The organism is Streptomyces hyaluromycini (assembly GCF_002217755.1).
GTDB classification, from domain to species: Bacteria; Actinomycetota; Actinomycetes; order Streptomycetales; family Streptomycetaceae; genus Streptomyces; species Streptomyces hyaluromycini.
In genome coordinates this window covers 1,058,384-1,083,383 of the sequence record NZ_BCFL01000017.1, presented here as the reverse complement: position 1 = coordinate 1,083,383, position 25,000 = coordinate 1,058,384, and the positions used below count along the sequence as shown (strand labels likewise).

Annotated in this window: 21 protein-coding genes, 4 tRNA genes and 1 pseudogene; 14 read left to right on the top strand and 12 right to left on the bottom strand. The window is 70.2% G+C overall.

Annotated elements, in window-relative coordinates; genetic code table 11:
- Nucleotides 1-242: 242 nt before the first annotated feature.
- The 3 genes and pseudogenes from SSP29_RS12940 to SSP29_RS12930 all read left to right on the top strand — a co-directional run bounded on the left by SSP29_RS12940 (nucleotide 243) and on the right by SSP29_RS12930 (nucleotide 999).
- Nucleotides 243-509, top strand: a complete 267-nt coding sequence (locus SSP29_RS12940) for a hypothetical protein (protein ID WP_089100674.1) — start codon at nucleotides 243-245, stop codon at nucleotides 507-509.
- A gap of 3 nt (nucleotides 510-512) precedes the next feature.
- Nucleotides 513-739: pseudogene (locus tag SSP29_RS59675) on the top strand (hypothetical protein).
- On the top strand, nucleotides 736-999 hold the full coding sequence (locus SSP29_RS12930) for a hypothetical protein (protein WP_089100673.1): 264 nt from the start codon (nucleotides 736-738) through the stop codon (nucleotides 997-999). The pseudogene SSP29_RS59675 and the gene SSP29_RS12930 overlap by 4 nt, the downstream one beginning before the upstream one ends.
- Nucleotides 1,000-1,049: 50 nt before the next feature.
- Here the strand turns inward: SSP29_RS12930 and SSP29_RS12925 are convergent, their stop codons facing one another.
- From SSP29_RS12925 to SSP29_RS12915, 3 genes are read right to left on the bottom strand one after another with little or no spacing between them, the layout of a single operon-like run.
- Nucleotides 1,050-1,904 carry a helix-turn-helix domain-containing protein gene (locus SSP29_RS12925; protein WP_089100672.1) on the bottom strand — a complete coding sequence of 285 codons (855 nt, stop codon included), beginning with the start codon at nucleotides 1,902-1,904 and terminating at the stop codon, nucleotides 1,050-1,052.
- A gap of 24 nt (nucleotides 1,905-1,928) precedes the next feature.
- On the bottom strand, nucleotides 1,929-2,456 hold the full coding sequence (locus SSP29_RS12920) for a DUF6879 family protein (protein ID WP_089100671.1): 528 nt from the start codon (nucleotides 2,454-2,456) through the stop codon (nucleotides 1,929-1,931).
- Nucleotides 2,428-2,688 (bottom strand): hypothetical protein, encoded by a 261-nt coding sequence (locus tag SSP29_RS12915; protein ID WP_089100670.1) that lies wholly within the window; start codon nucleotides 2,686-2,688, stop codon nucleotides 2,428-2,430. The genes SSP29_RS12920 and SSP29_RS12915 overlap by 29 nt, the downstream gene beginning before the upstream one ends.
- Nucleotides 2,689-2,921: 233 nt before the next feature.
- Here SSP29_RS12915 and SSP29_RS12910 point away from each other — a divergent pair, with 233 nt between their 5' ends.
- Together SSP29_RS12910 and SSP29_RS12905 are read left to right on the top strand one after the other, a co-directional pair.
- A complete protein-coding gene (locus SSP29_RS12910) occupies nucleotides 2,922-3,308 on the top strand; it encodes a DUF6415 family natural product biosynthesis protein (RefSeq protein ID WP_145968888.1) in 387 nt (128 codons plus the stop codon).
- The gene (locus SSP29_RS12905; protein WP_089100668.1) at nucleotides 3,305-3,496 is read left to right on the top strand and encodes a hypothetical protein; all 192 of its coding nucleotides are present in this window, start codon (nucleotides 3,305-3,307) and stop codon (nucleotides 3,494-3,496) included. The genes SSP29_RS12910 and SSP29_RS12905 overlap by 4 nt, the downstream gene beginning before the upstream one ends.
- On the opposite strand, the gene SSP29_RS12900 is transcribed toward SSP29_RS12905, so the two are convergent.
- From SSP29_RS12900 to SSP29_RS12875, 6 genes are all read right to left on the bottom strand, one after another.
- Nucleotides 3,485-3,715 carry a helix-turn-helix domain-containing protein gene (locus tag SSP29_RS12900; RefSeq protein ID WP_218036900.1) on the bottom strand — a complete coding sequence of 77 codons (231 nt, stop codon included), beginning with the start codon at nucleotides 3,713-3,715 and terminating at the stop codon, nucleotides 3,485-3,487. The genes SSP29_RS12905 and SSP29_RS12900 overlap by 12 nt on opposite strands.
- A 344-nt stretch (nucleotides 3,716-4,059) precedes the next feature.
- Nucleotides 4,060-4,132, bottom strand: a tRNA-Lys gene (locus SSP29_RS12895).
- Between the two features lie 109 nt (nucleotides 4,133-4,241).
- Nucleotides 4,242-5,771 carry an amino acid permease gene (locus SSP29_RS12890; protein WP_089100667.1) on the bottom strand — a complete coding sequence of 510 codons (1,530 nt, stop codon included), beginning with the start codon at nucleotides 5,769-5,771 and terminating at the stop codon, nucleotides 4,242-4,244.
- 82 nt (nucleotides 5,772-5,853) lie between these two features.
- Nucleotides 5,854-7,977, bottom strand: a complete 2,124-nt coding sequence (locus SSP29_RS12885) for an FG-GAP repeat domain-containing protein (RefSeq protein ID WP_089100666.1) — start codon at nucleotides 7,975-7,977, stop codon at nucleotides 5,854-5,856.
- Between the two features lie 179 nt (nucleotides 7,978-8,156).
- Nucleotides 8,157-10,367: a DEAD/DEAH box helicase gene (locus SSP29_RS12880; RefSeq protein ID WP_089100665.1), complete on the bottom strand. Its 2,211-nt coding sequence runs from the start codon at nucleotides 10,365-10,367 to the stop codon at nucleotides 8,157-8,159.
- 574 nt (nucleotides 10,368-10,941) lie between these two features.
- Nucleotides 10,942-11,466, bottom strand: a complete 525-nt coding sequence (locus tag SSP29_RS12875) for a hypothetical protein (protein ID WP_089100789.1) — start codon at nucleotides 11,464-11,466, stop codon at nucleotides 10,942-10,944.
- A gap of 195 nt (nucleotides 11,467-11,661) precedes the next feature.
- Between SSP29_RS12875 and SSP29_RS12870 the strand changes: the two genes are divergently transcribed.
- Complete coding sequence (locus SSP29_RS12870; protein ID WP_089100664.1) at nucleotides 11,662-12,249, top strand: hypothetical protein; 588 nt, start codon at nucleotides 11,662-11,664, stop codon at nucleotides 12,247-12,249.
- On the opposite strand, the gene SSP29_RS12865 is transcribed toward SSP29_RS12870, so the two are convergent.
- Nucleotides 12,237-13,160: a TolB family protein gene (locus SSP29_RS12865; RefSeq protein ID WP_089100663.1), complete on the bottom strand. Its 924-nt coding sequence runs from the start codon at nucleotides 13,158-13,160 to the stop codon at nucleotides 12,237-12,239. The two genes, SSP29_RS12870 and SSP29_RS12865, sit on opposite strands and share 13 nt — an antisense overlap.
- Before the next feature lie 258 nt (nucleotides 13,161-13,418).
- Here SSP29_RS12865 and SSP29_RS12860 point away from each other — a divergent pair, with 258 nt between their 5' ends.
- The 5 genes from SSP29_RS12860 (at nucleotide 13,419) to SSP29_RS12840 (ending at nucleotide 15,919) form a co-directional block, all read left to right on the top strand.
- On the top strand, nucleotides 13,419-13,769 hold the full coding sequence (locus SSP29_RS12860) for a metallopeptidase family protein (RefSeq protein ID WP_089100662.1): 351 nt from the start codon (nucleotides 13,419-13,421) through the stop codon (nucleotides 13,767-13,769).
- A 123-nt stretch (nucleotides 13,770-13,892) separates the two neighbouring features.
- Entirely contained in the window at nucleotides 13,893-15,434 is a 1,542-nt protein-coding gene (locus SSP29_RS12855) for a metallophosphoesterase family protein (RefSeq protein WP_089100661.1), read from the top strand.
- A 202-nt stretch (nucleotides 15,435-15,636) separates the two neighbouring features.
- A tRNA-Glu gene (locus tag SSP29_RS12850) sits at nucleotides 15,637-15,709 on the top strand.
- 37 nt (nucleotides 15,710-15,746) lie between these two features.
- Nucleotides 15,747-15,821 (top strand) — tRNA-Asp (locus SSP29_RS12845).
- A 24-nt stretch (nucleotides 15,822-15,845) separates the two neighbouring features.
- Nucleotides 15,846-15,919 (top strand) — tRNA-Phe (locus SSP29_RS12840).
- A gap of 110 nt (nucleotides 15,920-16,029) precedes the next feature.
- On the opposite strand, the gene SSP29_RS59670 is transcribed toward SSP29_RS12840, so the two are convergent.
- On the bottom strand, nucleotides 16,030-16,833 hold the full coding sequence (locus SSP29_RS59670; RefSeq protein WP_150134052.1) for a hypothetical protein: 804 nt from the start codon (nucleotides 16,831-16,833) through the stop codon (nucleotides 16,030-16,032).
- A complete protein-coding gene (locus SSP29_RS12830) occupies nucleotides 16,830-17,147 on the bottom strand; it encodes a PadR family transcriptional regulator (protein ID WP_150134051.1) in 318 nt (105 codons plus the stop codon). The genes SSP29_RS59670 and SSP29_RS12830 overlap by 4 nt, the downstream gene beginning before the upstream one ends.
- A gap of 198 nt (nucleotides 17,148-17,345) precedes the next feature.
- Here SSP29_RS12830 and SSP29_RS60900 point away from each other — a divergent pair, with 198 nt between their 5' ends.
- The 3 genes from SSP29_RS60900 to hrpA all read left to right on the top strand — a co-directional run bounded on the left by SSP29_RS60900 (nucleotide 17,346) and on the right by hrpA (nucleotide 24,845).
- Nucleotides 17,346-20,234: a PKD domain-containing protein gene (locus tag SSP29_RS60900; protein ID WP_089100660.1), complete on the top strand. Its 2,889-nt coding sequence runs from the start codon at nucleotides 17,346-17,348 to the stop codon at nucleotides 20,232-20,234.
- A gap of 68 nt (nucleotides 20,235-20,302) precedes the next feature.
- Entirely contained in the window at nucleotides 20,303-20,596 is a 294-nt protein-coding gene (locus SSP29_RS12820) for a hypothetical protein (protein ID WP_089100659.1), read from the top strand.
- 220 nt (nucleotides 20,597-20,816) lie between these two features.
- Nucleotides 20,817-24,845 (top strand): ATP-dependent RNA helicase HrpA, encoded by a 4,029-nt coding sequence (gene hrpA, locus SSP29_RS12815; protein WP_089100658.1) that lies wholly within the window; start codon nucleotides 20,817-20,819, stop codon nucleotides 24,843-24,845.
- Nucleotides 24,846-25,000: the final 155 nt, after the last annotated feature.

Here is a 25,000-nt window from a genome sequence, read left to right as displayed (position 1 = left end):
TCAGCGCCTTCGTCCCGGGTTCGGCGGCGCCGGTGCGGGGGATTCGGCCGGAGGTGGGGAGGATTGGCCGGGAGCGGCCGAGACCGTCTGCGGGCTGCGTTTTCGTGCGGCGAGAACGCGCTGATCGTCGAGGTCCGCGCTCTTGGCGCCGCTGCGCAGCATGCTGGTGGCTTCGGCCAGGGCTGTGCGGGCGGCGGTGAGGTGGGTGGCGATCCGGTTCCGGGCGAAGTCGGCGTTGGCGCGTGGGTTGGCGTAGGCGCTGGAACCCCGGCGACGGCACCAACGACAGCGAGGAGAACGACGTGTCCCTGTCCACCGACGACGTCCGCAAGGTGTGGACGACCGACGGGATCGTGAAGAACCCCAACCCGGCCACCAACGAGGCCACCCCGTTCATCGCGCCGGCGACGGGCCTGAACAGCATCGAGATCGTCGTCCGCCGCCTGGAACAGAAGGTCGACGCGCTCGCGGCGGCCCTGGCCGCGCTCACCGCGCAGAAGGAGTCCTGACCCATGTCCGACGCCGCGAAGCGCACCCTGCGCACCATTCTCCAGACCGCCCTCGGCATCGCCGTCGTCCTCCCGGCCGTCGTTGACGCCTCCGGCGTACCGCGGCCCTTCCCTGGGTCGTCGGCGCCCTCGCCGTCGCGGGCGGATTCGCCCGCGTCATGGCCCTCCCCGGCGTCCAGGCCCTGCTGCCCGGCTGGCTGCGCACGGACGACACCGCGAGCCGCGAGTGACCGCCCCCGCGCCGGAGCCTGCCGGGGTCTACATCTCGTCGGCCCAGATGTACCAGGAGTTGAGATCCCTGAGCGATGGCGTGAACCGAGTGGAGACCAAGCTCGACACCATCGGCCAGGGGCTCACCGAGCTCAGCAAGGACGTCGCCGACCACGAGTCCCGCCTCCGCACCCTGGAACACACGATCTGGCGTGCGGCCGGTGGCGCTGCTGTCCTCGGCGCAGGCGCCGGAGTGATCGCCCAGTTCCTCATGCGTTGACCGCGGCCCGCCCTCCTTCGGGAGGGCGGGCCGCTTTCGTGCGTCCGGGGTCAGCCGAGGGCGTCGATGGCCTTGAGGACCAGGGCACGCGCCTCGGAGCCGTACACGGCCATGCTGCGGAGTTCCTCGAACGCCCTGATGTACAGCTCGATCTCGGACGGCTGATTGATCCGCATCCGGGCCGAGACCAGCTCGACGGATACGAGCTTGTCGTCGTACACGTGGAAGGTCTCGCGGGGCCACTGGGAGCGCAGTTGCGCGGCAGCCGGGATGACGCCGAGGGACACGGTGGGGATTGCGCCAGCCGTGAGCAGGTAGCCGAGCTGCGCGGCCATGGCGTCTACGTCGGCAATCTGGCAGTTCAGGACAGACTCTTCGACGAGCAGGACGAAGCGGCGCCCGGGGTCGTGAATGATCCGAGAGCGGTCGACCCGGGCCCGCGCGGCCTGGGCGCTGTCGTCGCCGGGGAGCTGGCGGAAGCGGGCCGCTGCGGCGAGGACACCGGCCGCGTAGCCCTCGGTCTGAAGGAGACCCGGAACGAGCGTGGATGAGTACACGCGGAAGAGATCGGTGGTCCGGAAGAGCTTGCCGGTCTCTTCCTGAAGCCGGGTCAGGCCGCGGCGGGTTTCGTGACGCCACTCCCTGTACAGCGACTCGGCGTGCACCGACTGCACGACGATGTCCTGCGCCTGGGACTTCGCCCCTGTAGCGGCGCACCACTGGCGGATGTCGTTGGCCGTGGGCGCGGTGACTGCATTCTCGATGCGGGAGGTCTTGGAGTGGTGCCAGCCGCACTGGTCCGCCAGCTCGGCGATGGTCAGCCCTGCCTCTTTGCGGAGACTGCGGAGCCGTTCAGCAACGGCTTTGCGCGCGGCCTGGGCGGAGGAGGACGGGGAGACGGGCATGAGCTGGCGTACCGGCGCTTTCTGCTAGTGAATCTCGTACTGGTCGTGCGGGATGGCTCTGGCCCACACCTCGTCGAACGCGGTGGCGCACAGCTTGGCGGCGGTCGGATCGTCGGAGAGTTCTTGCCCGGCGGAATGGCCGTCGCCGGTGAAGTGGTTCCACCGGATCAGCCGGCCGTCGAAGAGCCAGAAGTCGTTGCCTGGCAGCGCGATGCTGCTGGCCTGGCGGCGGGGGAGCCACCGCACCTGTTCGCCGGCGGCGACGTTGGTGAAGGTGCCGGAGTGTTCGAAGCGGATGTACTCGCTGACGGGCTCCGAGACGATGCGGGCCCGGCGCACGACGACACCACGCCCGACGTTCTCCTGGATCAGGTCGAGCCACGGCCGCCACCAGGAGGCGCGGTCGGCTGGGTCGTGCCGGAAGCCCTGCCGCCACGCCTCGAACTGGTGCCGCTCCTTGTCGACCGCGTAGGCGTCACGCATTTCGAGGTGCACCGCAGAGTGGGTGCAACCCGTGATCAGTTCAGCGATCGGTGGAACGCTCGACGGCATCGCACGCCTCCCTGATCATCGGCACCATCCGGGCGGGGATCCGGATCACGGCCTCGTGCTCCGGGATACCCACGGCGTGGCCGGGGACCGTGAAGGCGGCGCATTCGGCTTCGAGTTCGAGGCCGGGCTTCCAACCCTGGAGTACGAGTCCCTGCTTGTCCTGGTCGACCCAGACGGTGGGGCTCTCGTCGTCGCCGGTGTTCGGGTCGATCCCGATGAACAGTAGTGACACGGCAATCTCCCTCAGCGTGGTGTGCAGATTTCTGCACCACAGTCACGCTCAGGGCGACTGCGGTCAAGAGAGCGAATTAGCCAGCACCGCACTACAGAGTGGGTGTGCTGCACAGTTCTGCACAACGCTGGCTCTGGCTCTGTGCACGCTCCTAGCTTCGGCAGATACGACGAAACCCCGGCGAGGCGGCGGAGCCTCCCGGGGCGCGGCCAACGCTGCTGAGGAGCGCCGACATGAGGCAAACTACAGCCCACCCGCCCATGGCCGAAGAGCAGGATCAGGCCCCGCCGGACATCGACACCATGCGGGAGACCATCGACCTCCTGCTCGGCCCGGACGACGGCCCCGACGGCCTCCCCCCGGTCGTCGACCTCGCCCTCCTCACCGCCGCCGTCCGAGGCCACCTGGAACTGCTGCTCCCCGAGGTCGAGCGGTTGGCCGGCCAGCTCCCGAGGCACAAGACGTACTACGCCTTCGCCTGCGTCAGCGAGGCACGCCGGGAACTGGGCATCGAGGCGGGCCCCGAGCTGGAGCACCGTGTCGTCCGCGCCCGGCGCCTGGCCCGCGCCCTCAGCGCCGTGTGCAACGAACACGAGCGGCTCCAGGGAGCGGCATCATGACCGCGGCCGCCGCCGAGCCGCTCGCACTGTCCACCGAGTGCGAGCTCGCGAAGAAGCCCGGGTACAAGGACGTGCACGAGCTCTGCCGGCAGACCGCGGACATCCCGCTCCCCCACGGCCGCGGCATCCTCCTCCAGGCCCGGTGCCGCTGCGGCTGTCACAGGTCGCGTGGGCGCTCAACGGACTAGCTGGGCAAGTGGCACGCCGACGACATCGGAGATGCGCAGGAGTGTGTTGATCGTCGCGTTCCGGGTGCCGGCTTCGATGAGCACGATGGACGGCCGGTCGATGCCGATGCGGTTGGCGACCTCTTCCTGACTCAGCTCGGCCGCTTCGCGTGCGACCCGGATCTGTTCGCCGATGGCCCGGCGGCGCGGGAACAGCGGATCGGGTGGAGCGGTCGGCACCCGCCCAAGCTCCACTGTTCAAGATCGAAAATCTGTAGGTTAAAACCTACATTGCAGGTTCTTCGTCGGCCGTGCCGCTCACGCAGCCGACGACAAGACCCGTCGAAGCGTTGCGGACCGCCATACGCCGCGCGGTCCCGGAGAGGACGCTGAGGCGGGCCGGGCGGCCACCCTCCCTTACCGGGGTGGCCGCCCGCGCTGCGTTCCGGGCCACTCGAAGCCTCCGGCCACCAGTCATGATCGCCAGCATTTCGGTTGAGCACTGGCTGAGCCGGCACCCCCGGAAGGCCCCAGAAACGCCGCCGCCCCCAGCTCAAAGTGCCTCTGAGCTGGGGGCGGTTCGGTAGGCCGTGTGGGACTCGAACCCACAACCAATGGATTAAAAGTCCACTGCTCTGCCAATTGAGCTAACGGCCCAGGCGATGTTGCCTCCCCGAGCATAGCCGGACGGAGGCGTCTCGCCGATCCGGTATCGGGGGCGTGGCCGCGTCGCGTGGCAGAAGTGGTGCGTCAGGGGGCCGGTGGGTCAGAGATCGGCCGCTTCGGCGGTGTCCTCCCGGTGGGTCGCCGCGGCCGGGTTGAGGAACCAGTGGCGGGCCGAGGCCTGCCACCAGATCGCGGCGAAGCCGAGGACGGCCAGCACGGCGACCGGGGCGTAGTTGAAGGACTGCCAGGTGACCGGGGAGACCTGCGGGAGCATGAAGAGGACGGTGATGACCGCCACCCACGTCACCGAGATCACGCCGATGACGATCGACCAGCGGCCCAGGTGCCACGGGCCGCGCTCGAACGCCGCCCCCTTCCGCACCCGCAGCAGCGTCGGGATCACGTACGCCACGTACAGGCCGATCACCGCGATCGACGTCACGGCGGCGTAGGCCGCGTAGTTGATGAGGTACGGGAGGCCCAGGGCGAGGGCGCCGAGGGCCGCCAGCCAGACCGCCGCCACGGGGGTGCGGGTGCGCGGGCTGACGGTGTGCCAGAGGCGGGAGAAGGGCAGCGCGCCGTCGCGTGAGAAGGCGTAGATCATGCGGCTGTTGGCCGTCACCGACGCCATCCCGCAGAAGAGCTGGGCGCCGATCACGACGAGGAGGAGGAGTTTGCCGGTGGTCGCGCCGAGCGCGTCAAGGAGGATCTGGGCCGGGGGCACGCCCGTCGGCGACTTCAGCTCGCCGCTGTACGACTGGATGGCGAAGGTGAAGCCGAGGAGGAGGACGAAGCCGGCTATCCAGGAGGTCCAGATCGAGCGGACGATGCCCTTCGGGCCCGCCGTGGACGCGTCGTGCGTCTCCTCCGTCATGTGCGCCGAGGCGTCGTAGCCCGTGAAGGTGTACTGGGCCATCAGGAGGCCGATGAGGACGACGTACGGGCCGCTGCCCCAGCCCGTCTCGTTCACGAACTTGGTGAAGACGAAGGACGCCGACTGGTGGTGGTCGGGGACGAAGGTCAGCGCGCCGACGATGACGGCGACGCCCAGCACGTGCCACCACACGCTCACGCTGTTGAGGAGGGCGACGATCCGGACGCCGAAGGTGTTGAGGAGGCCGTGGAGCACGAGGATCCCCGCGAAGAGGAGGATCGTGCGGCCGGGGGTGACGGTGAAGTCGAACTGGAGGTTCAGGTAGGCGCCCAGGAAGGACGCGGCGCCGAAGTCGATGCCCGCGGTCACCGCCACCTGGCCGAGCACGTTGAACCAGCCCGTGAACCACGCCCAGGCGGCCGCGCTGCGGGGCGGGGCCAGCCGGTGGGCCCAGAAGTAGAGGCCCGCGGAGGTCGGGTAGGCCGAACAGATCTCGGCCATCGAGAGGCCTACGAAGAGGGTCATCAGGCCTACGGCCACCCAGCCCCAGGTGATCACGGCCGGGCCGCCGGTGATCATGCCGAAGAGGTAGAGGGTCAGACAGCCGGAGAGGACCGAGATGATCGTGAAGGAGACCGCGTAGTTCGAGAAGGCCGACATACGGCGGGCCAGGACCTGCGTGTAGCCGAGCTGGGCCAGCCGCTCCTCGTCGGAGAGCGCGCCGGAGGGCGACTTGACTGTCGCGTCATCTGTCATGCCCTCAGCGATTCCCTCGCCGAGGGCGTGACATGCGTCACAGCATGGCCGAAAACATGCTGGAACGGGCCTGAAACAGGCCCTAGAAGAGCGCCTTGTAGCCCTGCCAGCCCGTCGCGATCTTCACGCGCGCCGCGAACGTGCCCTTACCCGTGCCCGTCTGCCGGTACAGGTTGCCCGCGGTGTCCCGCATGACCAGGTCGTTCCTGCCGTCCCCGGTGATGTCGCCGACGCCCACGACCGCGTTGTACGAGGCGTTCCAGTGCGCGGCGACCTTCACCCGCTCCTTCACCTGGCCCGCCCCGGTGCCGTCGTAGCGCCACAGCGTGCCGGCCTTGTCGACCGCGAGCACGTCCCCGAAGCCGTCGCCGTTCAGGTCCCCGGCACCGACGATCTTCGGGTACGACGACCACGTGCGGATCTTCACCCCGGCCTTCAGCCTGCCGCTGCCGTCGTCGGCGAACAGGTAGACGTCCCCGGTGGCGGCCTTGCGGGCCAGCAGGTCGGTCCGGCCGTCGCCGGTGAGGTCGCCGGGGGCGGTGAGGACGTTGTACGCGTTCCAGCCGGAGCCGAGGGAGACGTGCTTGTCGGACGGCTTGTACGAGCCCCCGCACTTGCCGGTGTACCGGCGCAGCTCCCCGTTGGGCATCCGCACCAGCATCTCGGAGCACCGGTCGCCGGTCATGTCCCCGAAGGGAACGGCGACCGTGCCGGCCGGCCAGCCGAAGGCCGCCCACTTCCCGCTGAACCTGCCGTTGCCCGTGGTGGAGTGCAGCGTGAGGCCGCCGGAGGAGCTGAGGGTGGCCAGGTCGCCGTAGCTGTACCCGCTCTGGTCGTGGAAGCCCTGCGTGCCGCCGGTGTACCCGAACTTCCCGCTGGTCGTGTACGTCCCCGCGCCCTCGACGGCGGTGGCGGTCAGCGTCCAGGTCTTCGGACCGTTGAGCGGGTAGCCGCCCGAGTCGTTCGTGCCGTCCCAGTCGAGGTCGATGGACGCACCGCTGCCCTTGATGGTGCGGTCGGCGTGCCCGTGGGCGTCCTTCACGGTGAAGGTCCAGTTCGCGGGCTTGCTGAGCTGCCAGAGGCTGTCCCAGGTGGTGCTGCCCGAGACGCCTTCCCGGGCGTCCTCGTCCGAGTCGTCCGCATCCGACTCGATCCCCGTCAGGGACTGCGTCGGCACACCGCTCGGCACGATCCGGATCACGTCGTCCGGGCCGACGTACGCGATGTCGCCGCCGAACTTGTCCACGGACCAGGTCAGCCGCCGCTGGTCGGCGGTGTGCCCGGCGGGCAGGTCGGCGATCGCGCGCGCCGCGGCCGCGGTCCCGGTGTGGAAGTCCGTCAGCATGAGCCTGCCCGCGGCCCGGTCGTGCTGGACGAGGTAGCCGTCGCCGACCAGCGCCGGGCCGGAGGGCACCTTGATGTTCTTCTTCGCCGTACGGTCGTACACGCCCGCGGCGCCCGTCGGACCGCAGTTCCAGTAGATCCAGCGGCCGACGACCTGGAGCTCCTTGACCGTGCAGGGTGCGCCGGTGGAGACGGTCGCGACCGTCTTCTTCGCCTGCAGGTCGTATCCGGTGACGACGCCGTTGCCGGTGCCCGGCGTCCACAGCGTCGAACCCCACACGGAGGCGGCGGTGACGGACCGGGTCAGCCGGACGTCCTCGTAGCGGTACGGGTTCACCGCGTCGACGTACTGCTTACCGGTGGAGGACGCCTGGTAGACGTAGTAGCGGCCGGTGGCGTCGACGAAACGGCCGCCGGTGACCGTCGGCTCCGGGCCGCCGTCCATCGTGTCGTCGGTCAGGTGGATCTGGGCCGTCTGCTTGCCGGTGCCGTCGTCCATGAAGTCGCCGACCCAGGTGTTGCCGAAGGTGCGCATCGGCACACAGCCCTGCGGACCCGCGTCGCACGGCACCCGCTGGACATGGCTGCCGACCGCGAATGTGTCGGCGAATCCGCGGTCCGTCTTCTCCAGCACCGTGGAACCGTCGGCCGAGATCTTCCGGCCGATCACCCACTGGTAGCCGCTCGGCGTGTTCTCCACGGTGGTCAGGAAGCCGCCCGCGTAGTCGAGGCCCCAGACGCCGTCCGTCGTGATCGGCGTCGGGGTGGTGTCCGCGGCGGCCGTGCCCGCGGCGGTCAGCGAACCGGCGCCGAGGGCGGCCAGTCCGACGAGCGTGAGTGCGATCCGGGCATGCCGGCTCAAGGAACCCCCCAGGAAGTCAAAAGTCAAAGGATGTTAACAACCGGCACACAGGCGTCAACAGTGAATTGACCTTGAACAGGGGGTAGTTGGCGGGGTCCGTCCGTACCGTCCCGGCCCGGAACGCGGAAGGGCCCGTACGACAGGTCGTCGTACGGGCCCTTCCGTCACCTCACTCGGTGTCAGCCGTTGCGCTTCCAGCGCGGCTTGTCGTCACGGCGGCCGAAGGAGCCGGTGGAGCCGGAGGACGAGCCGCGGTGGTCGTCACGACGGCCGAACGGGCGGTCGTGGCCGCTGTGGCCGCCGCTGCGGAAGCCCGGGCGGTCGTCGCGGCGGTCGCGGTTGAACGGGCGGTCGCTGCCACGGTGGCCGGACGGACGCTCGTCGCGGCGGAAACCACCGGACGGACGCTCGTCACGACGCTCGAAGGAACGGCCGCCGCGGTCGTCGCGGTCCCGGTCGAAGGGCCGGCGCTCGTCGCGGCGGAACCCGCCACGGTCGCCGCCGTCACGACGGTCGTCACGGCGCTCGTCCCGGCGGAAGCCACCGGACGGACGCTCGTCACGACGCTCGAAGGAACGGGCACCGCGGTCGTCACGACGCTCGTCCCGGCGGAAGCCGCCCGACGGACGGTCGTCGCGGCGGAACCCGCCACGGTCGCCGCCGTCACGACGGTCGTCGCGGCGGTCGTCCCGGCGGAAGCCACCGGACGGACGCTCGTCACGACGGTCGAAGGAACGGGCACCGCGGTCGTCACGGCGGTCGTCGCGACGGAAGCCGCCCGAGGGACGCTCGTCGCGGCGGTCCCGGCGCTCGTAGTTGCCCCGCTCGTCACGCTGCTGACGCGGACGCTCGTACGAGGAGGACTCCTGGCGGGCCGGCGCCTCGGCGGCCGGCTGCTCCGCCACCACGGCCTCGGCCTCGGCCACGGCGGCGGCCTCGGCCACCGCCGCCTCCGGGTCCTCGCCGCGCTCGCGGGCGACCCGGGCGACCAGGCGGTCGGCCTCCTCGCGCAGCTCGGCGGCCCGGCGCTGGGCCCGCTCCAGCTCCTTGGTGAGCTGGGTGACCTCGCGCTCGGCCTGCTGCGCCGCGTTGGCCGCGGACTCAGACTGGACCTCGGTCATGGAACGGGCGCCGGTGATGTCGGCGACCTCCGGCTCGAAGGCCGTACCGGAGTTGATGATGTGACGGCCGGCGTCGACGCCCGCGTCCTCCATCAGCCGGAAGATCTGCCGGCGCTGGTGCGGGAGGGAGAGCGAGACGACCGTGCCGGTACGGCCCGCGCGAGCGGTACGGCCGGCGCGGTGCAGGTAGTCCTTGTGGTCGCCGGCGGGGTCGACGTTCAGCACCAGGTCGATGCCGTCGACGTGGATACCGCGGGCGGCGACGTCCGTCGCGACCAGGACGTTGACGTACCCGTCCTTGAAGTCGGCGAGGGTCCGGGTCCGGGCGCCCTGGGTCATGCCGCCGTGCAGCGCGTCGGCCTTCACACCGGAGTCGCGCAGCTGCTCGGCGACGCGGTCGGCGCCCAGCTGGGTGCGGACGAAGATGATCGTGCGGCCCTTGCGGGAGGCGATCGCGGCGGTGACCGGCGCCTTGTCCTTGGGCTTCACGATGAGGATGTGGTGGGACATCGTCGTGACCGCGCCCTGGGCCGCGTCCACCTCGTGGGAGACGGGGTTGTTCAGGTAGCGCTCGACGAGGGTCTGGATCTCGTTCTCCATGGTCGCGGAGAAGAGCATGCGCTGGCCGCCGGCCGGGATCTGGTCGAGCAGCTCGGTGACCTCGGGCAGGAAGCCCAGGTCGGACATCTGGTCGGCCTCGTCGAGGACGGCGATCTGGACGTCCTCCAGGGAGCAGGCGCCGCGGTTGATGATGTCGCGCAGGCGGCCCGGGGTGGCGACGAGGACGTCGACGCCGCGCTCCAGGGCGTAGATCTGGTTGCCCATGGACGTACCGCCGCAGACGACCTTCATCTTCAGGCCGAGGACGTCGCCGTAGGGCTGGAGCGCGTCGGCGACCTGCATCGCCAGCTCGCGGGTCGGGGTGAGGATGACGGCACGCGGCCGCTTCTTCTCGGTGCGGCCGCCGGCCAGGGTGGCCAGGGTGGGCAGACCGAAGGAGAGGGTCTTGCCGGAGCCGGTACGGCCCCGGCCGAGGATGTCCTTGCCGAGCAGGGCGTCCGGGATGGTCGCGGCCTGGATCGGGAAGGGGCTCGTCACGCCGTTCTGCGCGAGCTTGCGCACGACGCCCTCGGGGAGACCGAGGTCGGCGAAGGTGGTCTGGGGGGTGGTGTCGGTGGTGTCAGCGGTCTCCTCGGAGACCTGGGTCACCAGTTCGTCGTCCTGGATGTTCTCGGGCACAACGATCTGGTCATTACTGGACACGGACATGCGAATGCGAAACCTTCCGGAGTCTCTTCGGCACGCGCCCGTCAACTCCGTGATTCGCTCACGACCGCCTCAATGCGGTCCGCCACGGCAAGGGAGAGTACGCGCCACACGGCGCGCTCTGCAGTGGCGCCGGGCAAATGGGATCAAACGATCTACCACCATACGCACCCAACACCCCCGAAGGCAAACCGAGCTACAACCTCGCAGCTCACAGCGGTTTCACCACAGCCCCGAAGACGCTCACGCCAACCCGCCGACACAAATCTCACCGGACCGGACGCGCAGCCTTACAGGTTCCCCAACACTCGCCCCACCCATCTTCTTCCCCCACCCGAGAGAGCCTTCTCCCACCACCCGGGATTCACCCGGCGCCTGCCAGTTCTTCCCGCCGCGACGGTGCTCGGCCCCCGCGGTGTGTCCCGGCGGTGCCAAGACGACCGCAGCCCTCTACCGCCGCCCAAGGCCGCCTTCTCCCGCCACCCCTCAATTCACCCGACGCCTGCCAGTTCTTCCCGCCGCGACGGTGCTCGGCCCCCGCGGTGTGTCCCGGCGGTGCCGAAGCGGCCGCAGCCCCCTACGCCGGCGTCCCCGCCTCCGGTGCCGGCTCGCGTTGGACCAGCTGGGTTCCCGTGTCCTCGTGTGCCGACGAGGACGGCTCGGCCGACGGGGGGTCCGTCGCCGGGGGCGGCGGGGTGGGTGAAGCCGGCGGCGGGGTGGGCGAGGCCGCCGGCGGCGCGGGCGTTGTCGGGGCCCCCGTCGGCCCGGCCGGCACCCCCGGCGCCACGCTCTTGCCCGGCTTCGCCGGCACGGCGGACGCCGCGCTGGCCCCCTTCGTCGGTTTCGCGGACGCCGACGCCGACTCTCCCGGCTTCGCCTTCTCCCCGTGCCCGCGTTTCCCGTCGGCCACCGCACCGCCGTACCCCGGACCGCCGTCGCCGGACACCCCGGAGCCTCCCTCGGCCACGTCACCGCCCCGGTGCCCCGCGGAGTGCGACGGCTTGGCCTTCCCCGCGTCGTCGCCCACGTTCACACAGCCGGCGGCGGCCGCGACCGCCATCACCGTGACGGCCAGACGGACGGATACGTACAAGGGGCGCACGGCGGCCACCTCCGGGGGCGGAGAAAGAAGTCAACCTGCCCAACTCCCGCCGCCCACAAGAGGACACGCCCCCGGGACCGCAGGTACCGGCGATCCGTACGACAAACGCCGGACCTCAGCCCCCAACCGTCCTCAACCGTCGCGAGGGCATGGGCGGGTGGTTCACCATGAGGTGTGCGATTCGACTCCGTTCCCATGCCGGCGAGCATCGAGGCCAGACCTCGTGACAGCCGCGGCTACCCCGTGCCCGCCATCACGCCGTGGGAGGGCGACGCCCCCCAGTTCGCACTCACCGACTACGGGCGCAGCGCGGAGTGCGCCCGCAACAGGCTGTGTTCCGTCTGCAACACCCTGATACCGAAGGGCCCGGTGTGGCGGGTGGTCGGCGCTGCGGAGAGTTCCGCGATCCGCGACGCGCTGACCGCCGGGCGGCCGTACCGCAACCTGGCGCCGACCCTGGAGGCTCCCGGGCACCGCGCGTGCATGCTCTACGCCTCGATGGTCTGCCCGTACCTGGCCCGCCCCAACGCCCGGCGGGGCACGAGCGCGGAAACCCCGGACGACATGACCGCGCATGTCGTCCGGGGTGCTGTGCGAGGGCAGCTGGGTGCCGTGGTGGGGTTCGCCGACTACGAGTTCGCCGTCACCAAGTCCCAGGTCCTGTTCCGTTTCCTCGACGTGGTCGAGTTCCTGCCGCACGACACGGCCGACGAGCACCTGGAGGCGCTACGGGCCGAACTCGCCCGCTCCGACGGCCGGCCGGGCGGCGGTCAGCCGCGGTAGGCGGGCAGCCCCTTGTGCGCGGAGACCTTGACCGGCGCGCCGAACCCGTGGGCGGTCCTGGTGACGGTGTAGGTACCGGCCGGGGTCCGGAAGGCGATGGTCTTGCCGTTGGGCGACCAGGTGGGCTCGGTGTAGTCGGTGGTGGCGTGCGGGGTGATGTCCTTGACGGCGTTGGTGCCGGCGGTCAGGTCGTCGACGAAGAGGTGGTCGTGGCCGCCGACCGAGCGGACGAAGACGACCTCCTCCCCGTCGGGGGCGAGCGCGGGCTCGGACCCCTTGGCCAGCGCACCGCCCTGCTGACGCAGGTAGTCGTCCCGGATGTAGACCTCGCCGGTGTGGGTGTTGTCGTAGACGGCCGTGCCGTAGGCCCCGCCGACGTTCGGCCAGGCGTTGTTCGTCTGCGGGAGCGCGCCCGCCTCCGGGTCGTCGCTGTTCAGGCTGATCTTGGCCGGCTTGCCGTGGTTGCTGGTGGCCTTGACGCGCTCCAGCACGGTGCTGCCGTGGATCTTGGCGGCGAAGATGATGTTGTTCTTCGCGGGGATGCCGTTCGTCCTGTCGGCCGCGGCGACCTGCCAGGTCGGGTGGGACCAGGTCTGGTTGCCCGGGTTGGCGGCGACGGTGACGCGGTGGCTGCCGTCGGGGTCGGAGACGACGAGGTTGCCGTGGCCGTCGACGAAGGCGGCCTTGGTACCGCTCGGGTTCCAGGCCAGGTCGCGGACGACGGTACCGAAGTCGATCGACCTGCCGCCGACGATGACGTGACGGGTGCCGTCGCTGATGGTCAGCCCCCGGGGCACGCTCACGGCGGCCGAAGCGGCCGTCGCGGTGGCGGACACGCCGGCCACGGCCAGCAGCGCGGCGACACCGGTGGCGACGGCGGCTGTGGTGCGACGACGGTAACGTGCGGACATCGGGTTCCCCCCAGGATGAATGACACTGCGACAAGTGGTCATCGCGGGAGTTGCCTGCCCTCCGGAGCTGATCCGGTCCCCTCGGCCTGTGCCGCCCCTTCGCGATGACAGAAGTCTTCCCGTGGGGAATGACAGAGCTGTGCGTGCGCTGTCACAGGCGTGCAATAGCGGTGGAACGGGAGTCGGACGGGGACGACGGGAGCTCGCGGCCCCGGCCGGATACCTCCGCTCCGCGCGTTCGTCCCCGACAATGGCCCTGTGCTGGAGATGACACGCGACGGGTTCGAAGAACTGGTGAGCGAAGCCCTGGACCGGATCCCGCCGGAACTGACGCGGGTCATGGACAACGTGGCCGTGTTCGTGGAGGACGAGCCGCCCGCCGACGACCCGGATCTACTGGGTTTGTACGAGGGGACGCCGCTCACCGAGCGCGGGGAGTGGTACGCCGGGGTCCTCCCCGACCGCATCACGGTCTACATGGGACCGACCCTGCGGCACTGCGAGACGCCGGAGGAAGTGGTCCACGAAGTCGCCGTGACCGTCGTCCACGAGGTGGCGCACCATTTCGGCATCGGGGACGCCCGGCTCCACGAACTGGGCTGGGGCTGACCCGGCTCCACGAACTGGGCTGGGGCTGACCCGGCTCCCCCGGCCCCCGAACCCCGGCCCCCGAACCCCTCGCGCGTCGCGAACCGCCGCATATGAGCCCGCAACCCTGGGCATACGGCACCAATGGCCCGCGTCCGCACCCGAACCCGAGCCCACTCCCGAGCCCACTCCCGAGCCCACTCCCAGGCCCGAACCCCTGCCCGGGTCCGGCCCCGGACCCGACCCCGCCTGCCCGTCCTGGAGCTCGCCCCCGAGGCGCACCGGCCGCCCCTCTGGAGCCGCGCCCTCGGCCTGGCCGCCGTCGTGCTCGTCGGCGCCTGGCTCGGCCTGCTGATCGTCGGGAACGTCCGCGCCGAGGTGGGCCCGATGGACACGACGATGACGCTGCGCCCGTCCCTCACCGGCGGCACGAAGATCAACGTCTCCCCGCTGGGCGCCCTCTTCCTGGACACCCACACCGGTCCCGTCCGTCTCGACGTCAACGTCGACCAGCTCGACCCGGTCCGCTCCCAGGCGCTGGTCGACCACCCCGAGCGCCTCTCCGGACTCCAGGACGAGGTCGCCCACGACGTCGAGCACGGCACCCTCGACCTGGCCGTACGCTCCTGCGTGGCCGTCGTCACCGGCGCCACCGCCCTGGGCCTGGCGGTCTACCGACGCCCGCGCCGCGCCCTGGCCGCCGGCGGCCTCGCCCTCGCCCTGCTCGCCTCCTCCGGCGCGACCGCGTACGCCACCTGGAACCCCGAGTCGGTCCTGGAGCCGAGGTTCTCCGGCCTGCTCTCCTCCGCCCCGGCACTGGTCGGCAACGCGCGCAGCATCGTCACCGAATTCGACGTCTACCAGAAGGAACTGGCCCGCCTGGTGACGAACGTGACGAAGCTGTACGACGTCACGTCCACGCTCCCCGCCTACTCCCCGGACCCGGCCACCCTCCGCGTCCTGCACGTCTCCGACATCCACCTGAACCCGGCGAGCTGGAAGATCATCGCCTCGCTGGTGGAGCAGTACAAGGTGAACGTGATCGTCGACTCCGGCGACACCATGGACCACGGCACGGCGGCCGAGAACGGCTTCCTGGACCCCATCGCCGACCTGGGCGTGCCGTACGTCTGGGTCCGGGGCAACCACGACTCCCTCACCACCCAGCACTACCTCTCCCGCATGAGGAACGTGCACGTCCTGGACGACGGCCGCGCCGAGACGATCGCCGGGCTGCGCTTCGCCGGGATCGGCGACCCCCAGTTCACCCCCGACCGCTCGACCGCCCCCGGCGGCGACGCGGCCGAGGAGCTGGCCGGGGACCGTCTCGCCACGGCCCTGCGGGAGCAGCGGGCGGCCGACACCCCGGTGGACGTCGCGATCGTCCACGAGCCGACGGCGGCCCGGATGACGGACGGCGAGGTGCCCCTGGTCCTGGCCGGCCATCTCCACCACGAGCAGACGGAGATCCTGTCGCACGGCACCCGGCTGCGCGTGGAGGGTTCCACGGGCGGCAGCGGGCTCCGGGCGGTCGAGGGCAAGTACCCGGACCCGATCGAGGCCTCGATCCTCTACTTCGACCGGGACAGCCGCCGGCTCCAGGCCTGGGACGAGATCAAGCTGGGCGGCCTGGGCGAGACGACGGCCGAGGTCAGCCGTCACCTCCCGGAGGACAACCAGCCCTGAGCCGCGCTCCACATCTGGTTTGGTCCGCGTCCGGGCCGCGTAGTACAGTCTGTTCGTGCCCAAGGGCGCCGGTCAGGGCTTGACCGTCCCAAGCTTCTATTGCAGCGAGGGAGAAGCGGAACCCGCCAGGGGAAAGCGGAGTCACATGCTTCTCACGTCCCCTGGGGGCGCGAAGACGAAGCAGAGCGGTACTGGCTGTTTCGCCCTCATCGTCTAGCGGCCTAGGACGCCGCCCTTTCAAGGCGGTAGCACGGGTTCGAATCCCGTTGGGGGCACGCAAGATCGTGTGCAACACTGTTGCACACACAGCTTGGTCCTGTGGAGCAGTTTGGAGTGCTCGCCACCCTGTCAAGGTGGAGGCCGCGGGTTCAAATCCCGTCAGGACCGCTGAGGTTTCACGTGAAACCTCGTGGCTGGGTAGCTCAGTTGGTACGAGCGATCGCCTGAAAAGCGATAGGTCGCCGGTTCGACCCCGGCCCCAGCCACAACCGCCCTACCAGGGCAAGCGCCTCCTCGGGATTCCCGAGGAGGCGCTTTCATGTCGGTCACGCGATGACGCGATCACGCGATCACGCCGTCGGAACGTCAACGGGCCTCAGCCGGTGCCACGACTACGACCGCCGGAATCGCTGCGGGTGGACGCCAGCTCAATGCCCCGGATCCTGCGCAACCAGCCTACGAAGAGCCTGAGGGCCACTCCGCAGCCAGCACACCAGCCCCAGCCCTCGGTCACCAGGGCATGGAACCCGTCCTGGTACTCGACATACACCACCTGAGCACCGACGGTGAACGCGGTGACTCCCTGCACACGCGATTCGGCCGACAGCAGCCAGTCGACGGGCAACCACAGCGGAGCGGCAACGTCTCGAAGCCGCATACGAAGTGCCGCCCACAGGAAACCGGTGACATAACGCAGCCTGCGGCGTGGAGAAAGGACGATGCCGTTCTCCGGGTCTCCGGCGAGGACCGCGGCCCACTCCTCCCCGAGATAAGCCCGGCGCTCGCCGACGATGAAGGAAGCCGCTCTCAGCGTCTGACGGGCCGCCCCGCCCAGCGGACGAGGCGACTGCTCGGGTTCCGCACGCTCGTCCTCGCCTCTCGGACGTTCACCGCGCAGGGCGACGAGGAGCAGTCCGACAGCAGCGACCAGGATCGCAGCCGCGGCCACGGCACCGAACACCCAGCCCATCGTGAGCAAGTCCTGAGCGATCGCCGGCGAAGGGTCGAGCATCTTAAGGACATAGCCCACGAGTAACGAGATCCCTGCGGTTCCGCCCGCCACCACCGGTACAAGCACTGCAGCAACAGCCGCCGTGCCCGCAACGGTGCGCTCAGCGCCTTCATCCAGCGTGTCCCGCGACACGGCAGGTGTCTCAGGCTGCCTCTCGTCCGCGCTCATGACGTACCCCCGTCGACTGCCGGGTGCAGGCCGAAGAACCGGGGCTTGCGCTGTCTGGCTTCGAGGGCAGCTTGTTGACCGAGCGCGGTCAGTTCGTAGTAGATGCGCTTGGGCCGCCCCGGATGGTCTTCCTTCTCCGCATACCGGGTGACCCATCCCGCGTCGACCAACCGCTCCAGGATGGGGTACACCGTCCCCGACCCGAGATCGGCCTCCTCGCAGATCTTCAACCCCCACGCGGGGTTGTCCGGAGTGGACGCCAACAACACCTTGATCACCTCAAGTGTCGGTCGCGTCAGCCGAATTGATGCCATGTCACGAGTGAAGCAGCAGGCCGAGCATATGTCGAGTACGACAGTTGCCGACCAGCTCCGTTTTGAGCAAGACGAGGGCGGAGTATGGCGTTCCTTTGGAGTCGGGCTGCGATCATGACGACTGCATGACAACGCTGAGCTGACCCGCCTCCTCCGGCGTTCTCGTGACCGCACCCGCGAACGCTCCGTGGAGACCTCATGCACAGATCCCGCCCCGCCGTAGGACTCTCCCTCGTCATGATCGTCGTCGCGGGGGTGATGAGCGGCTGGGGGACCGGGCGGGCCATGGCCGACCCCGGGCCGGGCAGGACGCTGTACGTCGAGGGCTACAGCACGGTGTGCAGTGACAGCGGTACGGGGACGGAGAGCCGGCCCTTCTGCACCGTGCAGGCCGCCGCGGACGTGGTCGAGCCGGGGGACACGGTCCGGATCCTGGGGGACTACTCCCTGTCCCCGCACCCCGAAGCGGTGACCCTCACCCGGTCGGGGACCAGCGACAAGCCGATCACGTTCAGCGGAGCGCCCCTCCCCTCAAGTCGTCTGAGGACAGTGCTCGCCACTCCCGCCTCCGCACCGGCGCTGACGCTGAAGGGCGTGCACGACGTACGGGTCGAGTCGCTGGCCTTCACTGACGAGCACCACTCGGACGTGGTGGCGGTGACCGGGTCCGACCATGTGACTCTGGACCGGCTGACGGTCGACAACGCCGCCCCGACGGTCCCCGTCACCGGGACGGCGATCGGCGTGGACGGCACGTCCTCGGACGTGACCGTGTCACGGAACACACTCAACCCCAGCACCGCGTACGGCGTGCGGGTGGCGCCGGGAGCGGCCCGGGTCACCGTGACGACCAACATGATCTTCATGCAGCAGCGGGCCGGCATCGCGGTGTCGGGGGCAGCCGACACGGACGTGACCAGCAACACCGTCTTCGCACCCTGCGCCACCGGGATCTCGCTGGACGGCGGGAGCTCCGGGGTGGTGGAGAACAACGTGGCCATCACCCTCGGCTCGATGCAGACCAGCACCTGCCAGGCACCGACCGCTCCGCTCTACGCGGTGCCGGCCGACTCCACGAGCCAGGTCACCGCCGACTACAACGTGGCGGCGAGCGACGCGCCCGCTTCCGCCCCGGCCCGCACCGAGTACTCCTGGGCCGGCACCTCCTACGCCACCAGCGCGGCGTTCCGGGACGGGACCGGCCAGGGCACGCATGACATCGACGGGATCAACGCGTACCCGACGACGCCGTCCGAGCACTCCCCCCTGATCGACTCGGCCGACGCCACCGCGCCGGGCGAACTCAGCACCGACTCCCAGGCGCGTCCCCGGGTCGACGACCTGCTGGTCGACAACACCGGCAACGGCACAGGCCACCCCGACCGGGGCGCCCTGGAACGGCAGGACACCCTCACCATCGCCTCCGGCGACGTTCCGACGCCCCCGAAGGGGCTCGCGCCGCTCGGCATCTCCATGAAGACCGACGCCACCAGCTCCTGGGGCGCGGCCCTCACCTACTCGGTCGACTTCGGCGACGGCAGCGACCCGGCCACCGGCACGCCCGGCACCCCGGTCGGCCACACCTACACCACGCCGGGGCTGTACACCACGCGCATCACGTTCACCGAACCCGACGGGACGAGCGCCGAGAAGTCCTACGCCGGGGTGGCGGCGGGTACGGCCACACCGCCCGCCGCCGCCCTGTCCGTCGCCCCGGACACCGCGAACGGGCAGGTCAGCGCCGGGTTCGCGCGGTTCACGGTGCCGGCACCGGCCGACCCGTGGGAGGTCGAGTACCGGACCCTGAGTTTCGGCGACGGCACGCAGGACAACCTGGCCGCCGACGCCCAGGAGCCGACGCAGCCCACGCACCAGTACGCGGCCCCCGGCACCTACACCGCCACCCTGACGCAGACCGACCTGCTCGGCCGGACCACCACCGCCACGACCGTCTTCCACGCCGCGGACGCCTTCGTCGCCGTGACCCCGCAGTACGACACCGAGAAGACGATCGCCGCGCACAGCGTCCTGAAGCTCTCGGCGGCCACGCTGCGGGCCGACTCGAACGGCGTGGACGCGGTGCAACTCCAGCTCGTCACCGGCAACGCGAAGGCGAGCGGAGCGCTGACCCTCTACACCCACGGCACCACCCGCCCGGGCACCGCCGCCATCGCCTTCGAGCCCGGCCGTACGGCCACCGCCGAGACCACGGTGAAGGTCACCCCGACCGGTTCGGTCGACCTCTACAACGGCAGCTCCGGCGCGGTGACGGTGAACGTCGCCACGGTCGGCCTCCAGTCCCACGCCCAGTACGCCGACACCTACCACCCGGCCGCTCCGGCCCGCCTGCTCGACACCCGCACCGGCACCGGCGGCACGCGGAACCCGGTCACCGGCGGCCACTCGGTCACCCTGCCGGTCGGCGGCACCCACGGCGTCCCGGCGAACGCGACGGCCGTGGTCCTCGACGTCACGGCGACCACCACCAAGGCGTCCGGCGACCTCACCGTCTCCACCCACAGCACCAACGACTCCAGCGTGAGCGGCCCGTACTGGACCACCGGCCAGACCGCCACCGCCCAGGTCGTGATCCCCGTGTACGACGGCAAGGTCGTCCTGCGCAACGAAAGCAAGGCGTCGGCGAACCTCGTCGCGGACCTCGTCGGCTGGTACGGCACCGCCACGGGCGGCTCGGAGTTCCTGCCCACCGCCCCCGCCCGCATCCTCGACACCCGCACCGGAACCGGCACCGGCACCGGCAAGGTCGCCAGGCTCGCCGCCCACGCGACCCTCAAGCTCAAGGTCACCGGCGCCCACGGCGTCCCCGCGACCGGAGTCACCGCCGCCGACCTGAACCTCACGGTGCCCGCCCCGTCCGGCAGCGGCTACCTCGTCGCCTACCCCGACGGCACCTCGCGCCCCGGCGTCTACTCGCTGAGCTTCACCAAGGGACACACCGCGGCCGACCGCGCGCTGGTCAAGGCCGGCACCGACGGCGAGATCGACCTCTACAACGCCGGTACCGCCCCGGTGGACGTGTACGCGGACCTGCTGGGCGACTACGACGTCTTCCCCGCCACGTCCTGAATCTCCTTGGCGACGTGGCCCGCCGACGCTAGGTTCTGGCGCGTCGACACGTCACCAGGGTGGGGAAGATGAACCGGGATCAGGACATACAGCTGGAGAAGGACCGTGCGCGCTACGGCCTTCTCGCCGTCGTCGTCAGCAACCTCGCGATCGCCTCGGTCGCGGTCTTCGGCGTCTGGCGGCTCAACGGCAACGAGTCCGTGATCATCGGCGTCCTCACCGCCGCCTTCACGGCGGTGAGCAGCATGACCACGGCGTACCTCGGGATCAAGGCCGTGTCGAACACGGCGAAGTCCATGGCAGCAGCCTCCGCCACACCCCCCGCCCAAACCCCCACCACCCCGGCCCAGCGAACCCCGTAGGCGGTTTCACTCACCGGCGCCGGCCGGGCTGCCCGCGGCCTGGAGCGCCCCTTCAGGGGCGCGGGGCCCCAGCTGATATGCGGCTCCGCCGCGCGGGCGCGACCAGCCCCCACCCACCCGCACCCAAACCACTACCTCGGCCCCCCATAGCAACCGGCCAAACCGCCGGAGGCAAAAGCGTTCGCCATGAATTTCCCCGAGGTGAGATCCTGGACCGCGTATGTCTACGCACCCTGCCCCCGCCCTCGGCCCCTTCGCCCCTCGCCTGACCGAGCTCTCACTGCGCGACGCGCACCGGCTCGGGCGCAGGCTGGAAGGCGCGCGCAAGATCCGTAAACCGGAGGCCCGGGCCGCCGTCCTCGCCGAGATCGAGGCGGAGGTGGCCAGGGCCGAGGAACGGATGGCCGGCCGGCGCGCCGTCGTGCCCGCCGTGTCGTACCCCGAGCAGCTGCCCGTCAGCCAGAAGAAGGACGAGATCGCGGAGGCGATACGCGACCACCAGGTCGTGATCGTGGCCGGTGAGACCGGCTCCGGGAAGACCACCCAGATCCCCAAGATCTGTCTGGAGCTCGGGCGGGGCGTGCGCGGCATGATCGGGCACACCCAGCCCCGCCGGATCGCCGCCCGCACCGTCGCCGAACGGGTCGCGGAGGAGCTGCGGACACCCCTCGGGGAGGCCGTCGGCTGGAAGGTCCGCTTCACCGACCAGGTGAACCCGGACGCCACCTTCGTCAAGCTGATGACGGACGGCATCCTGCTCGCCGAGATCCAGACCGACCGCGAGCTGCGCGCCTACGACACGATCATCATCGACGAGGCCCACGAGCGGTCCCTCAACATCGACTTCCTGCTCGGGTATCTGGCCCAGCTGCTGCCCCGGCGGCCCGATCTCAAGATCGTCATCACCTCGGCCACCATCGACCCCGAGCGGTTCTCCCGGCACTTCGGCGACGCCCCGATCGTGGAGGTGAGCGGCCGGACGTACCCCGTGGAGGTGCGCTACCGGCCGCTCCTCGAAGAGGACGCGGAAGACTCCGACCGGGACCAGATCACCGCCATCTGCGACGCGGTCGAGGAGCTCCAGGCCGAGGGCCAGGGCGACATCCTCGTCTTCCTCTCGGGGGAGCGGGAGATCCGGGACACGGCAGACGCGCTGGAGAAGCGGAAATACCCCCGCGCCGGAGGCGCTGATTGGCAGGGCACGGAAGTCCTGCCCCTCTACGCCCGGCTCTCGCACGCCGAGCAGCACCGGGTCTTCCAGCCGCACACCGGCCGCAGGATCGTTCTGGCGACCAACGTCGCCGAGACGTCGCTGACCGTTCCCGGCATCAAGTACGTCATCGACCCCGGCTTCGCGCGTATCTCCCGCTACAGCCACCGCACCAAGGTGCAGCGGCTGCCCATCGAGGCGATCTCGCAGGCCAGCGCCAACCAGCGCAAGGGCCGCTGCGGCCGTACGTCCGACGGCATCTGCATCCGGCTGTACGACGAGGACGACTTCGTCTCCCGCCCGGAGTTCACGGACCCCGAGATCCTCCGGACCAACCTCGCCTCCGTCATTCTCCAGATGACCGCGGCCGGCCTCGGCGACATCGAGAGGTTCCCCTTCATCGACCCGCCGGACCACCGCAACATCCGGGACGGCGTGCAGCTGCTCCAGGAGCTGGGCGCGATCGACCCGGCCGAGAAGGACCCGCGCAAGCGGCTCACCGACACCGGCCGCAAGCTCGCCCAGCTGCCCGTCGACCCGCGGCTGGCCCGCATGGTCCTGGAGGCCGACAAGAACGGCTGTGTCCGCGAGGTCATGGTCATCGCCGCCGCGCTCTCCATCCAGGACCCGCGCGAACGCCCGGCCGAGAAGCAGACCCAGGCCGACCAGCAGCACGCCCGCTTCCGCGACGAGACCAGCGACTTCCTCGCCTTCCTCAACCTGTGGAAGTACGTCAGGGAACAGCAGAAGGAGCGCGGCTCCAGTTCCTTCCGGCGGATGTGCAAGCAGGAGTTCCTGAACTTCCTGCGCATCCGTGAGTGGCAGGACATCTACATGCAGCTGCGCACGGTCGCCAAGCAGATGGGCATCCACCTCAGCGAGGACGACGCCCCCGCCGACCGCGTGCACGTCTCCCTCCTCGCAGGTCTCCTGTCCCACATCGGCATGAAGGACGTGAAGAACGCCGGGGGGGAGGGTGGGAAAAACACAGGGAAGAACGAGTACCTGGGGGCGCGCAGCGCCAAGTTCGCGCTCTTCCCGGGCTCCGCGCTGTTCAAGAAGACTCCCCGGTTCGTTATGTCGGCGGAGCTGGTGGAGACCTCGCGGCTCTGGGCCCGGGTCAACGCGAAGATCGAGCCGGAGTGGGTCGAGCCGCTCGCCGAGCACCTCCTCAAGCGGACGTACAGCGAACCGCACTGGGAGAAGGACCAGGCGGCCGTCATGGCCTTCGAGAAGGTCACGCTGTACGGCGTGCCGATCGTCGCCGACCGGAAGGTGAACTACGGCCGGATCGATCCGGAGGCCAGCCGCGAGCTTTTCATTCGCAACGCACTGGTCGAGGGCGACTGGCGGACCCACCACAAGTTCTTCGCCGACAACCGCAGACTCCTCAGCGAGGTCGAGGAGCTGGAGCACCGGGCCCGGCGCCGGGACATCGTCGTCGACGACGACACGCTCTTCGACTTCTACGACCAGCGGGTGCCCGAACACGTCGTCTCCGGCGCCCACTTCGACTCCTGGTGGAAGCACAAGCGGCACGAGCAGCCGGAGTTCCTCGACTTCGAGCGGGAGATGCTGATCCGGGAGTCGGCGGAGGCGGTCACCAAGGCCGACTACCCGGACTCCTGGCGGCAGGGCCAGCTGAAGTTCCGTGTCACCTACCAGTTCGAGCCGGGCGCGGACGCCGACGGCGTGACCGTCCACATCCCGCTCCAGGTCCTCAACCAGGTCAAGGACGAGGGCTTCGACTGGCAGATCCCGGGCCTGCGGGAAGAGGTGGTCACGGAGCTGATCCGCACCCTCCCGAAGCCCATCCGCCGCAACTACGTGCCGGCGCCGAACTTCGCGAAGCGCTTCCTGGACACGGCGGTCCCTCCCCCAGTCTCGGCTTCGCTCGACCGGGGGGACCCCCATCAGGAGCCCCTCCCGGTGACCATGGCGCGCGAGCTCAAGCGCATGGTCGGCGTGCCCTTCGAGGCCGAGGACTTCGACTGGGCGAGAGTCCCCGACCACCTGAAGATCACCTTCCGGATCGTCGACGAACGGCGCCGGAAGCTGGCCGAGGACAAGGACCTGGAGGCGCTGAAGCTCCGGCTGAAGCCGAAGGCGCGCCAGGCCCTCTCGCAGGCCGCCGCGGCCACCGCGGAGCGCCAGGGCGGCGAGTCCCTGGAACGCAAGGGCCTCACGGACTGGACGCTCGGCACCCTCACCCGTGTCTTCGAGACGCGCCGGGCGGGCCAGCCGGTGAAGGCCTACCCGGCCCTGGTCGACGACGGCGACACCGTCTCGGTCCGCCTCTTCGACACCGAGGAGGAGCAGACCGAGGCGATGTGGAAGGGCACGCGGCGGCTCATCCTCCGCAACATCCCGGTGAACCCGGCGAAGTTCGCGTCGGAGAAGCTGACGAACGCCCAGAAGCTCGCGCTGTCGGCGAACCCGCACGGCACGATCCAGGCCCTGTTCGACGACTGCGCGATGGCGGCGGCGGACAAGCTGATCGCCGACTTCGGGGGGCCGGTGTGGGACGAGGAGTCGTACCGGAAGCTGTACGACAAGGTGCGTGCCGAGATCGTCGACACGACGGTCCGGACGGTCGGGCAGGTGCAGCAGGTGCTTGCCGCCTGGCAGGCCTGTGAGCGCCGTCTGAAGGGCGTACGGAGCCCCGCGCTGCTGGCGAACCTGACCGACGTCCGCAAGCAGCTGGACGCGCTCGTGAAGCCGGGCTTCGTGACGTGGGCCGGTATACGCCGGCTGCCCGACCTCATGCGCTACCTGGTCGCCGCCGACCGCCGCCTCCAGCAGATGCCGACGAACGTCCAGCGGGACACCACCCGCATGGAGAAGGTCCACGAGATGCAGGACGAGTACGCCTGGCTCCTGGAGCAGCTCCCGAAGGGCCGGCCGGTGCCGCAGCAGGTCCTGGACATCCGCTGGATGCTGGAGGAGCTGCGGGTCAGCTACTTCGCGCATGCGCTGGGCACGGCGTACCCGATCTCCGACAAGCGGATCGTGAAGGCGATCGACACGGCCGCACCGTAACCGACCGGGCACGCAAAGTGAGTTCGACCAGGGCCCGCCCCCTCCTGTACAGTCCTTCTCGCAGCACAACGCAAGACAAAGTGCCGCGAAACCTGGTCCTGTGGAGCAGTTTGGAGTGCTCGCCACCCTGTCAAGGTGGAGGCCGCGGGTTCAAA

Excerpts from the sequence above, each read along its gene's own strand:
- SSP29_RS12905 (WP_089100668.1), top strand. The coding sequence starts at position 3,305 with ATGACCGCGGCCGCCGCCGAGCCGCTCGCACTGTCCACCGAGTGCGAG.
- SSP29_RS59670 (WP_150134052.1), bottom strand. The coding sequence starts at position 16,833 with ATGAGCGCGGACGAGAGGCAGCCTGAGACACCTGCCGTGTCGCGGGAC.
- hrpA (WP_089100658.1), top strand. The coding sequence starts at position 20,817 with ATGTCTACGCACCCTGCCCCCGCCCTCGGCCCCTTCGCCCCTCGCCTG.
- SSP29_RS12820 (WP_089100659.1), top strand. The coding sequence starts at position 20,303 with ATGAACCGGGATCAGGACATACAGCTGGAGAAGGACCGTGCGCGCTAC.
- SSP29_RS12890 (WP_089100667.1), bottom strand. The coding sequence starts at position 5,771 with ATGACAGATGACGCGACAGTCAAGTCGCCCTCCGGCGCGCTCTCCGAC.
- SSP29_RS12910 (WP_145968888.1), top strand. The coding sequence starts at position 2,922 with ATGAGGCAAACTACAGCCCACCCGCCCATGGCCGAAGAGCAGGATCAG.
- SSP29_RS12920 (WP_089100671.1), bottom strand. The coding sequence starts at position 2,456 with ATGCCGTCGAGCGTTCCACCGATCGCTGAACTGATCACGGGTTGCACC.
- SSP29_RS12830 (WP_150134051.1), bottom strand. The coding sequence starts at position 17,147 with ATGGCATCAATTCGGCTGACGCGACCGACACTTGAGGTGATCAAGGTG.
- SSP29_RS12855 (WP_089100661.1), top strand. The coding sequence starts at position 13,893 with ATGGCCCGCGTCCGCACCCGAACCCGAGCCCACTCCCGAGCCCACTCC.
- SSP29_RS12880 (WP_089100665.1), bottom strand. The coding sequence starts at position 10,367 with ATGTCCGTGTCCAGTAATGACCAGATCGTTGTGCCCGAGAACATCCAG.
- SSP29_RS60900 (WP_089100660.1), top strand. The coding sequence starts at position 17,346 with ATGCACAGATCCCGCCCCGCCGTAGGACTCTCCCTCGTCATGATCGTC.
- SSP29_RS12925 (WP_089100672.1), bottom strand. The coding sequence starts at position 1,904 with ATGCCCGTCTCCCCGTCCTCCTCCGCCCAGGCCGCGCGCAAAGCCGTT.
- SSP29_RS12870 (WP_089100664.1), top strand. The coding sequence starts at position 11,662 with ATGCCGGCGAGCATCGAGGCCAGACCTCGTGACAGCCGCGGCTACCCC.
- SSP29_RS12865 (WP_089100663.1), bottom strand. The coding sequence starts at position 13,160 with ATGTCCGCACGTTACCGTCGTCGCACCACAGCCGCCGTCGCCACCGGT.